General features: G+C 55.7%; 11 protein-coding genes. 10 read left to right on the plus strand and 1 reads right to left on the minus strand.

Annotated elements, in window-relative coordinates:
- Nucleotides 1–465: 465 nt before the first annotated feature.
- From ACUZ79_RS13140 to ACUZ79_RS13175, 8 genes are all read left to right on the plus strand, one after another.
- Nucleotides 466–1,818 carry an SLC13 family permease gene (locus tag ACUZ79_RS13140; protein ID WP_240824976.1) on the plus strand — a complete coding sequence of 451 codons (1,353 nt, stop codon included), beginning with the start codon at nucleotides 466–468 and terminating at the stop codon, nucleotides 1,816–1,818.
- A gap of 37 nt (nucleotides 1,819–1,855) precedes the next feature.
- The gene (locus ACUZ79_RS13145; protein WP_240824975.1) at nucleotides 1,856–2,701 is read left to right on the plus strand and encodes a fumarate hydratase; all 846 of its coding nucleotides are present in this window, start codon (nucleotides 1,856–1,858) and stop codon (nucleotides 2,699–2,701) included.
- Nucleotides 2,702–2,710: 9 nt separating this feature from the next.
- Nucleotides 2,711–3,274: a Fe-S-containing hydro-lyase gene (locus tag ACUZ79_RS13150; protein WP_240824974.1), complete on the plus strand. Its 564-nt coding sequence runs from the start codon at nucleotides 2,711–2,713 to the stop codon at nucleotides 3,272–3,274.
- Between the two features lie 93 nt (nucleotides 3,275–3,367).
- Nucleotides 3,368–3,997, plus strand: coding sequence for a succinate dehydrogenase/fumarate reductase transmembrane subunit (locus ACUZ79_RS13155; protein WP_240824973.1), 630 nt, complete (start codon nucleotides 3,368–3,370; stop codon nucleotides 3,995–3,997).
- A gap of 9 nt (nucleotides 3,998–4,006) precedes the next feature.
- A complete protein-coding gene (locus ACUZ79_RS13160) occupies nucleotides 4,007–5,863 on the plus strand; it encodes a fumarate reductase flavoprotein subunit (protein ID WP_449251860.1) in 1,857 nt (618 codons plus the stop codon).
- Between the two features lie 10 nt (nucleotides 5,864–5,873).
- Nucleotides 5,874–6,656 carry a fumarate reductase iron-sulfur subunit gene (locus ACUZ79_RS13165; RefSeq protein WP_449251861.1) on the plus strand — a complete coding sequence of 261 codons (783 nt, stop codon included), beginning with the start codon at nucleotides 5,874–5,876 and terminating at the stop codon, nucleotides 6,654–6,656.
- Between the two features lie 96 nt (nucleotides 6,657–6,752).
- The gene (locus tag ACUZ79_RS13170) at nucleotides 6,753–7,439 is read left to right on the plus strand and encodes a CBS and ACT domain-containing protein (RefSeq protein WP_240824971.1); all 687 of its coding nucleotides are present in this window, start codon (nucleotides 6,753–6,755) and stop codon (nucleotides 7,437–7,439) included.
- A gap of 311 nt (nucleotides 7,440–7,750) precedes the next feature.
- Nucleotides 7,751–9,670: a sensor domain-containing diguanylate cyclase gene (locus ACUZ79_RS13175; RefSeq protein ID WP_449251862.1), complete on the plus strand. Its 1,920-nt coding sequence runs from the start codon at nucleotides 7,751–7,753 to the stop codon at nucleotides 9,668–9,670.
- Nucleotides 9,671–9,797: 127 nt separating this feature from the next.
- Here ACUZ79_RS13175 and ACUZ79_RS13180 read toward each other — a convergent pair whose 3' ends face one another.
- Entirely contained in the window at nucleotides 9,798–10,685 is an 888-nt protein-coding gene (locus ACUZ79_RS13180; RefSeq protein WP_449251863.1) for a LysR family transcriptional regulator, read from the minus strand.
- A gap of 174 nt (nucleotides 10,686–10,859) precedes the next feature.
- Here ACUZ79_RS13180 and ACUZ79_RS13185 point away from each other — a divergent pair, with 174 nt between their 5' ends.
- Nucleotides 10,860–11,252: a CidA/LrgA family protein gene (locus ACUZ79_RS13185; RefSeq protein ID WP_240824967.1), complete on the plus strand. Its 393-nt coding sequence runs from the start codon at nucleotides 10,860–10,862 to the stop codon at nucleotides 11,250–11,252.
- Nucleotides 11,240–11,941: an LrgB family protein gene (locus ACUZ79_RS13190; RefSeq protein ID WP_449251864.1), complete on the plus strand. Its 702-nt coding sequence runs from the start codon at nucleotides 11,240–11,242 to the stop codon at nucleotides 11,939–11,941. Before ACUZ79_RS13185 ends, ACUZ79_RS13190 begins: the two co-directional genes overlap by 13 nt.
- The last annotated feature ends 11 nt before the right edge of the window (nucleotides 11,942–11,952 follow it).

Below are 11,952 nucleotides of genomic sequence, written 5' to 3' on the forward strand. Positions count from 1 at the left end.
CTGGCGGCTGCAATCTCAATGTCCCCAGTAAGGCTGGTAAAGCTTTGTCCGCGCATTCGCGCTTTATCTTTGGGCTTCCATACAGATTAGTTCGCGCTGAATATGTGTCTTGCACAAAAAAGCATACCTTCATTAAAAATTGCGATACAAAATTTATATAAAGAGACATTTAATGAAGATCAAACAACTACAATATTTATGACCGATAAATATTCATACCGCATAACATGCGTATTTGTGATTTTTATTACATACTACTTGATATAAAAAATTTTACCATCTTTCATACTGCATACGTTGAATAAATTATAAAGATTGATCAATCATTCAGCATAATATTGTTGCCACGATTTTTCATATCTGGCATTGTTTCAGGTATCCATTTATTTTCCCTGCAATTGTATACCATGAACGCAAAAAAACACGCAGGGACGCCGTAAATTTCATGATGCAGGAGGTTGGCGGATGAAAAGACCAGCTCTATGGGCGTTTATGCTGCTTGCGATTGTTCTTTTTGCCGGACATGAGGCCTTTGCAGCTTCCAGTCTTGGCATCAAACTACCAGAAGACCCCACCAAGGCATACATCACCCTGGGCATCCTGCTGGTTGCAGCAGTGATGTTTTTTACGGAAATTGTCCCCCTGCCCATCACGGCCCTGCTTGTGCCGGTGGCTCTTTCGCTCACAAATGTGGTTTCGTCCAAGGTTGCTTTTGGCTACTTTGGCGACCCCACCGTTGTGCTCTTCATGGCCATGTTCATTGTGGGCGAAGCCACGTTTATTACCGGCTTTGCAGACAAGGTAGGCGGCCTTGCCGTCAAGCTTTCCAAAGGCAATCCGGTTAAACTGATCGTATACACCATGGCGGCTATTGGCCTGCTCTCAACCGTGCTTTCAAACACCGGCACCACAGTTGTGGCCGTGCCCATGGTGCTTGGCATGTGCATGAAGGCCAAGCTTGCCCCCGGCAAGGTGCTTATGCCCGTTGCCTTTGCCTCGTCACTGGGCGGCACGGTAACCCTTGTGGGCACGCCGCCCAACGGCATTATAAACTCCATGCTGGCCCAGACAGGGCAAAGCCCCTTTGGCTTTTTTGAATTCGGCCTTATCGGCATGCCTCTGCTGGTTGTGGGCTTGCTTTACTATGCCATTGCGGGCCACAAATTGCTGCCCGAAAGAATGCAACTCGATGGCGAAGACGACATTGAAGTTGATGCCAAGGTACGCCGCGACAACAAAATGTGGCATTCCGTGCTGATCTTCGCCTTTGTGGTCGCCATGATGGCCAGCGAAGTCATGCCCCTGACCACCGCCGCCGTTCTGGGCGCCTGCCTTATGGTCATTACAGGCTGCATGACCATGCGTGAAGCCTTCCGCAGCGTTGACTGGACAACAATTTTTCTGTTCGCGGGCATGCTTTCCATGTCTGCCGCCATGGACAAATCCGGCGCAGCCGCCATCGTGGCGAATGCCGTGGTGAGCACGGTCAATGACCCGTGGATGCTCATGTTTGTGTGCTGCGCCCTCACAGCCGCCATCACCAACTTCATGTCCAATACCGCCACTGCGGCCCTGATGGCCCCGCTGGCTCTGCCCATCGCCATGGCCAGCGGCATTTCGCCCCTGCCCATCGCCATGGGCATTGCCATGTCGGCCTCGTGCTGCTTCCTGACGCCCATTGCCACCCCGCCCAACACCATCGTGCTCGGCCCCGGCAGATACAGCTTCATGGATTACGTCAAGGCTGGCTGGCCTTTGCAGTTAATTTCGCTCATTATGTGCTGGCTGCTTATCCCGCTGATCTGGCCTTTCCATTGATAGGCCAGCAGCAGTCGTACTTATTAAAGAGGAAGACATGAAGGAAATCAATGTTGAGGACATAGCGCGCGCCGTTGCCGACCTTGCAGTGCGGGCCTGCTGCCGCCTGCCGCAGGATATGGTGGACGGCATGCATAAGGCGCATGAGGCGGAACCCTCGCCCGTGGGCAAAAACATTCTTGAACAACTGCTGGAAAATGCGGCAATCGCGGCCAGCGATGGCATCCCCATTTGTCAGGATACCGGCCTTGCCGTCATTTTTGCCGATGTGGGGCAGGATGTGCGCATTGTGGGCGGCGCATTTGAAGACGCCGTCAATGAGGGCGTGCGCCGGGGCTATGTGGACGGGTACCTGCGCAAATCCTGTGTGGCGGAGCCATTGTTTGAACGCAAAAATACGCGCGACAACACTCCTGCCGTCATCCACACCCGTCTTGTGCCAGGAGACTCTCTGCGCCTGCGCCTGGCCCCCAAGGGGGCAGGTTCTGAAAACAAGAGCGTGGTCAAAATGCTTGTGCCCGCTGACGGTATTGAAGGCGTGCGTAAGGTGGTGCTGGATGCCGTGCTGGCAGCAGGGCCTAACTCCTGTCCGCCCATGGTGGTGGGCGTTGGCCTTGGCGGCACCATGGAAATGGCCGCCATTTGCGCCAAGCGCGCCGCCGCCCGCGACCTTGAAAGCCGCAACCATGATCCGCGCTACGCGGCCTTTGAAGAAGAACTGCTTGAGCTTATCAACAAGACCGGCATTGGCCCTCAGGGCCTTGGCGGGCTGACTACGGCGCTGAAAGTGCATGTGGAATGGGCGCCCACCCACATTGCCTCCCTGCCTGTGGCAGTGAACATCAACTGCCACGCGGCGCGCCACGCCGAAGTTACGCTGTAGGAGGCCCCCATGTCGGAAAACCAGATGAAAAAAATACGCGCTCCTTTTGACGAAGCCACCGCGCGTTCACTGCGCGCGGGCGACCGGGTACTGATTTCGGGCACCATTCTTGCCGCGCGCGATGCGGCCCACAAACGTCTTGTAGAGACTCTGGACAGGGGCGAACCCCTGCCCGTGGATCTGAAGGGCGCAGTGGTCTATTACGTGGGGCCAAGCCCGGCCAAACCCGGCGAAGTGATCGGCGCTGCCGGGCCAACCACCTCGGGGCGTATGGATGCCTACACCCCGCGTCTGCTTGATCAAGGCCTGAAAGGCATGATCGGCAAGGGCTACCGCAAGCCCGAAGTGGTGGAAGCCATGAAAAAGCATGGCGTGCCGTATCTTGCCGCCGTGGGCGGCGCAGGCGCCCTCATCGCCCGCAGCATCAAAAAATACACAGTGCTGGCTTACGAAGACCTTGGGCCGGAAGCCGTGGCTGCCATGGAAGTGGAGGATTTTCCTGCCATTGTGGTCATCGACAGCACGGGCGACAATTACTACGAGACAGGGCAGGCCCCGTACAGACGATCCTGACCTGCGGCCGCCCCTGTGCATGCCGAGTGCTGAAACGTGGCGCGGGCTGCCGCGCCGTTTTATAATGCCTGATATCTTTATGAAGGAGTTGGTATGGCCTTGAGCAGATCCCCTGTCGATGACCGAACCCGCCTTGATTTCTGGCAAGCGGCTTCTGGCGCGGTGCTGGCGCTTTTTGTGTGCGTCCATCTCGTGCTGGAAGGGACGGTCGTCCTTAGCCCCGCACTGACCAACGGCATTGCATGGTTGCTTGAAGTAACCATGCTCGCGCAGGTGGCGGCACCCGTCATCATGCTGCTGATCCTGTTCCATTTTTACATTGCAGCCCGCAAAATGCCCTTCCGCGCCAATGAGCTTGGCGTGTTTGTGCAGCACAGCAAGGGCCTCAAGGAAGTGGATACGTGGCTGTGGCTGGTGCAGGTTTTTACGGCCATCGTTATTCTGGCAGGCGCTTTCTACCATGTGTACAGCGTTATGACCGACCTGCCCATCAATGTGGCGGGCAGCGCCAAACGCCTGCACGCCGGCTGGCTGGCCTTCTACGTGTTCTTTCTGCCTTGCGTCATTCTGCATACGGGCATTGGCGTGTACCGCCTGGCCGTCAAGTTCGGCGTGTGCGTCAAGGCCACGCGCCCGGCGTGGCGCAAGTGGACCTGGATTGTCATGGGCTGTTATCTTCTGCTCGGCGCGGCGGCTCTGACCCGCGTGTGGTTCTTGGGATAGGGGGTGCGTATGCGAGTTTTTGAAAGCGATGTTCTTTGCATAGGCGCCGGCCTGGCCGGGGAACGCGTTGCCGTGGAAGCGGCTCAGGCGGGTTTCAGCGTTATCTGTCTTTCACTGGTGCCGCCCAAGCGGTCGCACTCGTCAGCCGCCATGGGCGGCATGCAGGCGGCGCTGGGCAACTCCATCATGGGCGAGGGCGACTGCCCAGAGGTGCACTTCAACGATACGGTCAAGGGTTCCGACTGGGGCTGCGATCAGGAAGTGGCCCGCCTGTTTGCAGAGACAGGCCCCATCGCCATGCGCGAAATGGCCTGGATGGGCGTGCCCTGGAGCCGCGTTGTGCCTGGCGAGCACACCTACTACAAGGGCGGCAAGCCCTTTCAGGCAACGGAAAAAAAGGAAAACGAGGGGCTGATCCACTCCCGCGCCTTTGGCGGCACCGCCAAGTGGCGCACCTGTTATACATCTGACGGCACAGGCCACGCCGTGCTGTTCACCCTTGATAACCGTCTGCTGCAACTGGGCGTTGACGTGCATGACCGCATGCAGGCCGAGGCCCTGATTCATGATGGACAGCGCTGCATGGGCTGCGTTGCCCGCGATCTGCGCACCGGCGAACTGGTGGGCTATTTCGCCAAGGGCACGCTTATCGCCACGGGCGGTTATGGCCGCATTTACCGGGCCACCACCAATGCCATCATCTGTGACGGCGGCGGCCAGATCACGGCCCTTGAAACAGGCGTTGTGCCGCTGGGCAATATGGAAGCCGTGCAGTTTCACCCCACAGGCACCGTGCCCACGGACATTCTGGTCACGGAAGGCTGCCGTGGCGACGGCGGCACCCTGCTGGACGTGAACGAATACCGCTTTATGCCCGATTATGAGCCGGAAAAAGCCGAACTTGCCTCCCGCGACGTGGTGTCGCGCCGCATGACCGAGCACATGCGCAAGGGCCTTGGCGTACAAAGCCCCTATGGCGAGCACTTGTGGCTGGATATTCGCCATCTGGGCGAAAAGCACATCACCACAAACCTGCGCGAAGTGTACGACATCTCAACGCACTTCCTGGGCGTAAACCCCATCCACCAGCTTATACCTGTGCGGCCCACCCACCACTACAGCATGGGCGGCGTACGCATCAACAAGGACGGGCACGCCTACGGCCTTGAAGGACTTTTCTCCGCTGGCGAAGCAGCCTGCTGGGACATGCACGGATTCAACCGTCTGGGCGGCAACTCACTGGCGGAGACCATTGTTTCTGGCCGCATTGTTGGCGCAAAGCTGGTGGAATTCCTCAAAGGTTACGAAACTGTTTTCTCCACCCAGGCAATGAAGGACGCCGCCACCAAGGTCAAGGAGCGCATCTCTGCCCTGCTGCGCGGTACCGGCGATGATTGTTACACCCTGCGCAACGCCATGCAGGACATCATGATGGAGCATGTGGGTATTTTCCGTAACGGCAAGGATCTGGAAGCAGGCGTTGCCAAGTTGCAGGAACTGCTGGAGCGCACAAAGAACATGCGCCTTGCCAGCGGCAACATCCCCGGCCCCAATGCCGAGCTTTCCATGGCCCTGCGCGTACCGGGCATGCTCAAGCTGGCCCTGTGCACGGCCTACGGCGCGCTGATGCGCACAGAAAGCCGTGGCGCGCACGCCCGCGAGGATTACCCCGAGCGCAACGACAAGGAATGGCTCAACCGTACCCTGGCCTACTGGAAGGAAGGCGACACCCTGCCCACCCTCAAGTACGAACCGGCAACGCCGTTCTATATTCTGCCCCCCGGCGACCGTGGATACGGCGGCGGCAAGATCATAACCGCCGACATCAGCCCGGAAAAAATTGTACCGTACGCACAACAGGGGTAAGGAGAGCCATATGGGACGCAATCTGACGTTTGAAATATTCCGTTACAATCCGCTGGATCCGCTCTCGCATCCCCATATGCAGACATTCCAGCTTGAAGAACACAACAGCATGACGCTGTTTATTGCGCTGAACATGATCCGCGAAACGCAGGACGCCTCCTTGCAGTTTGACTTTTGCTGCCGCGCCGGAATCTGCGGTTCGTGCGGCATGGTCATCAACGGGCGGCCCGGTCTGGCCTGCCACACGCAGACAAGCGACCTGCCAAGCCACATTACCCTGCATCCCCTGCCGGTGTTCAAGCTTTTGGGCGACCTCTCGGTGGATACGGGTACGTGGTTTCGCAATGTGGGAGCCAAGATCGAATCGTGGATACACACCACAAAAGAGTTTGACCCCAAGGCGCAAGAAGAGCGCATGGACAACGAGCTGGCCACCCAGATATTCGAGCTTGACCGCTGCATTGAGTGCGGCTGCTGCGTGGCGGCCTGCGGCACGGCCCGCATGCGCGAGGACTTTATTGGCGCAACGGCCATCAACCGTATGGCACGCTTCTACATTGACCCGCGCGACAACCGCACCCCTGCGGACTATTATGACCTGATCGGCGATGACAGCGGCGTATTTGGCTGCATGGGGTTACTTGCCTGCGACAACGTCTGCCCCAAGCAACTGCCGCTTCAGGATCAACTGGGCATCATGCGCCGCATGGTGACAATGGAATCTGTGCGCGGTATTTTGCCCGAGTTTATACGCAACAAATTGCAGGGCTGTGGATGCGGCTGTTCCAAATAACAACGCTTGCCTCATGGAATGGGCTGGCGTAAGCCGCCCATTCCATTCCCACCAGACGGGAGGGGCAACCCTCGCACTACCATCAGGGAGGATGCCATGCTGATACTCGACTGGATGCAATCCAAGGTAATTTCCATTCCGCCGACCGCAACCCTGCTCCAGTGCCGGAAGCTGTTCAAGGAACACAAAATAAACCGACTCCCTGTGGTTGACGCCAACAATGTCGTGGTTGGGCTCATCTCGTCTTCCGATGTCCGCAGTTTTGCTCCCAACAAGTCCACTGGGCTCGAAATCATTGAGCTTCTGGAAATCATGAGCGAAACCAAGGTCAGGGATGTCATGGTGGTCGATCCTGTGACCATCACGTACAAAAGCACTATTGAACAAGCTGCCAAAAGGATGATCGACAGGCACGTTGCCTGCCTGCCCGTGGTGAATGACGAAGAAAAACTGGTGGGCATCATCACCGGCTGGGATGTGTTCAAGGCATTGCTCGACATAAGCGGCGCAGAACAACCCGGCGTTGAGGTGGGCTTTGTAGTCCCCTATCAGCCCGGAACCCTGCGCGAACTGCTCGACAGGCTGAAGGCGCATGGCATGAGCATTATTTCTGTATTGTCGTCGGCTTCAAACGATGGCATGCGACAGGTCAAGATACGCTTCAAGGGCCCCGATGCCATGTCGCAAAATATGGCACTTGAGCAGTTCCGCGACCATCCCGGACTGCGTTACTGGGCGCGCGATGACGAATTTTACCTTAAGTCCAACGTGAATCTGGGCTAAGTATCACCCTGCCCGGCTCTGGGAACGCTGGCTGCGGGGCAGGCCTCGCGAACAAGCTGTATACGTGCCGCCACGGCTGCTGCGCCGTGGCGGTTTTTCTTGTACCCATCGGCATATTTCCAAGCAGATGCCTTGGCTTCCTTTCTGCAATACGATATACAAAACGGCATTCCGTGTTGCAGGGAGGGGCCATGCCCCGCACAGGGCAAAGGCCTTGCCCGTCCAGCATCGGCGCATGCATTTTCGGCACATCCGGATCCCGTCTTATCACTCGTTGCAGACATATCTGCCTTCACGCTTCAGGACGTTCCATGCATAAGAACTACGCCTTCCGAACCAATTTCATAATCTGCCTGATTATTGTTATCGGCTTTTCTGTCACGTCTGTAATAGGCTACCGTTCCAATGTGGACACCCTGAAAAAAGAAGCGGAAAGCGTGACGCGCCTGGCTTCAGAAGGCATGATGTATCAGATTGACGCCATTTTTGCCCAATCCATACATATTTCGCTGACAATGGCGCACGACAGTTTTTTGATCAATTTTCTTTCGCAGGAAAAAGAAAACCTGAAAAACCCGGCATATACGCTGAACATCAGGGAATACCTTGCTGCCTACAGGAAAAAATACAATTACGACTCCGTTTTTCTTGTCTCCATGCAGACAGACCGTTACTACAATTTTTCTGGTGTTGACCGCATTGTTGACCATTCTAATCCTGAGAACAAATGGGTACGGGAATTTATTGCAAGCAATCAGGAATTTTCACTCAATATTGATAATGACAAAGCTGCGCACGACACCATCACGGTATTTGTAAACTGCGCCGTTAAAAACAAGAATAATGAAACCGTGGGCATAGTGGGTGTTGGCTTTACTGTAACCTCCATTCAGGCCATGCTTATCAAGTATGAGCAGCAATTTGCGGTTAAATCCTACCTTGTGAACGCTGATGGGGCCATCCAGATATCTTCATCCGCGCAGGGCAGGTCTGCCGAAGATATTTATTCCGCGCAAACCTTTGCCGCAGTAAAAAATACCCTGAAGAAGAACAGCACAAAAATTTCAGACACGTGGTATTCTGGTCATGGCACAGATGGCTATGCTGTCACGCGCTACCTTCCTGCCCCGGATCTTTTCCTCATTACAGACAAAAACACCTCTGAAATAATCAGACAGATCAGAACAAAATACTACACCGGCGCTATTGTTGTTTGTTTTACAATGATAATTGTCATTTTTATTGTAACAGCAATAATACGTAGATATAAAAACAAGATAATCTCCCTCACCATTGCTGAAGAACTGAAATACCACGCCATACTCCAAAATGCCACGTCGCATATTTATGACAGCATTGTTGAATTTGACATAACCAACGATGTTGCCTGCGGCGAGGGCACCAAAAAGTTTATGCAGCAGTTGGGCCTCAAACCAAACACATCATACAGCACCATGCTGCAAACCATTGTGGCAAAGCATATTCTGCCCGAGCACGTGAACCTGTACCTGAAAACCTTCAGCCCGGAATCCATACGCGCAGCCCTGCAGGAGCAGCGCAACAAGCTGAGTTGCGATTTCCAGTGCATGCAGAGCAACGGCCAATACATCTGGTTCAGGGAAACTGGCTATATCTTGCGCTGGGCGGAGAATGACTCCATCCACATTGTCATTTGCCGCCAGAACATTGACCACGACAAAAGGCAGGAACTCAGCCTTCAGGATATGGCCCAAAAGGACGGCTTGACGGGTCTTTACAACAAAATGACCACAGAAGCGCTTATTGACAGACGCCTGACGGAGCAACCGTGCGATGCTGGCGCCCTTGCCATGATTATGCTTGATATAGACAACTTCAAGGAGCTCAACGACTCGCTGGGCCATGTTGCGGGCGACAGGATCATTCAGGAATTTGCCCAGAGTCTGAGGGCGGCCTTTGCGCCCGGTGATCTGGTGGGCCGCATCGGCGGTGATGAATTTATTGTTCTTACGTGCCAGCATAGCAGTGAGGCATTGACCACAAAGCTTGAAGAACTCTGCAATCGCATCCGCCACACCACATATGGAGGCGCAGGACAACACCACCTTGCCGCAAGCATGGGCGTGGCGCTCTTTCCCCTGCATGGCAAAAACTTCAGCGAGCTGTATGCAAGTGCAGATGCCGCCCTGTACCGCGCAAAGCAGAAAGGCAAGGACACGTATACATTTTTTGAAACCGCGTCCTTGGCATAAGCCAGAACTGCCCCCCCCCAGCAGACACGCCGGCTCGGGGGCAATTCAGACTGCACAGATGACAACATGCATTGGCCGGTTCGCAGACTATTTTGAGGCAATGCTCAAGGGGTGGATGACTCTACAGCTACCCTGCGGGAATAACATCCGTTTTTTGCTCACAATTTGCGAGACAGCGACAAACAGCCGCCACGTTGGCAGAGGCCATGCCCTTACGCCACACAAGCTCGGTTACGGCATTGCACAGGGGGTGTTCGAGCGCGTGCACGGAAAGCATGCCGTTGGTGCGGCACAGCTCAAGAACCGATGCCGGAACCACGCCAACCCCCATGCCCGCAATAACGCCCCCCACAATGGCGTGGTACGAAGCCAGCTCAACGATATGCTGCGGTTCCCACCCGTAGGCCCGAAACCAGTTCACCAGCCTGTTCCGGTAGGCGCACCCTCCCTGAAAAGCCAACACGGCCTTACGCCCTATGTCGTCCGGCGTATGGATGGGTGGATGCTCCCTGGTGGCAATCAGCACCAGCCGCTCAGTAAAGGCCTCCATCCTCTCCAGCCGTTCATCTGTGGGCGCATCAACCACAAATACCGCATCGAGCCTGTTTTCAAGAATATCCCCGTACAGGGAGCTGCTGGTACCTATTACAAGTTCGAGCTCGATGCTGGGATATTCCGCATGCAGACGGGCCAGAACTTCGGGCAAACGCGCCGCAGCAGCACTTTCCAGTGCGCCAATGCGTAACCTGCCGCCCGGTTCCATGCCCTTCACGCACAGCTCGGCTTCATCCATCAGAGCGGTTATCCGGCGGGCATAGGTGTAAAGCGTCTGTCCCCTTGCCGTGGGCAGCAAGCGCTTTTTCTCCCGCAAAAACAGCTGGATGCCCAGTTCTTCTTCCATCAGCATAATGCGGGCGGTAACGCCCGAGGGCACCCGGTGTAAAGCCTTGGCGGCGTGGCTTATGCTGCCGGTTTCCATGACGGCCATGAACGTGCGCAGGTCTGACACTTCCATTTGTTCACCATTTGTGACTGTTTATTTCATTTTTATTCATTTGCCATGATGGCTATCATCTCATAGCGTATGCCGCAAGCCGCCCGTTGTCGTTGGCAGGAAAAACCCTCACTTGCCAAATTTCTGCCAACGGCAACGGGAGGCGGCAGAAACCTTGAACATCAGGAAGACCCTATGCGCGCAACATGGAAGCTGCTTTGGCAGACCGCAATTCTGACAGCCATATTCTGGGGATGCGATCAACTCACACGGCTGACAGGAATTCCCATCCCCGGCAACGTGCTGGGCATAATCGTACTGTTTTTTCTGCTGCTCACCGGTATTGTGAAAGAAAGCCATATCAGCATGGCGGCGGAATTTCTGCTGAAGCATCTTGTGTTCTTTTTTGTGCCCATTGCGGTAGGGCTGATGCAATGGGGGAGCGTTTTTTATGATTACGGATGGGTGCTTGCGGCTGCCATTGTGGGCAGTACAGCCCTGCCGCTGGTGATTGTGGGCTTTATGGCCCGGGCCCTGCGCCGCGCTACGCCTGAAAAGAAAGAGGAAGAAGCACCATGCAGATCATAAACACACTTTTGTGCTCAGCGGGCACCGTGCTGGCATATGCGCTGGTGCGCAGCCTGTATATGCGTTATAAGCATCCGCTCATCAACATCGTGGCTGGCAGCGCCGCCATAGTCATCGCAGTGCTGGTGCTGTGCGATGTTCCCTATGAAACCTATGAGCCAGCCCGACAGATCATGACCTTGCTCATTGGCCCAGCAACGGTCAGCCTTGCGCTGCCCTTGTACCGCTATCGCCACCTGCTCCTCCGCAATGCCTTGCCCATTCTTGCAAGCGTGTGTGCGGGGGCCTTTGCAGCAATGCTCTCTGCCGGGGTTATTGCCAAACTGGGCGGCCTGCCGGACGACGTGGTAATTTCCATTCTCCCCAAGGGGGTTTCCATCCCCTTTGCCGTTGAGGTGGCCTCCATGTATGGCGGCATCCCGTCCCTGACTGCGGCCTTTGTGGTGGCTACCGGTACGCTCGGCTCCCTCTTGGGTTTGTGGGGGCTGAATGTCATACGCATCAAGGATCCCTTTGCACGGGGGCTGACCATGGGCACAATTTCGCATGCTCAGGGAACAGCCGTTGCATTGCAGGAAGGGCAGGAACAGGGAGCAATGGGCGGTCTGGCCATGATTCTGGCAGGTATTCTTACTGCGGCTCTGGCGCCTGTGGCAGTCTGGATAGTACAGCGGCTGCCGTTGATGTAGCCAGTGCGATT

Source organism: Desulfovibrio faecalis, assembly GCF_053570625.1.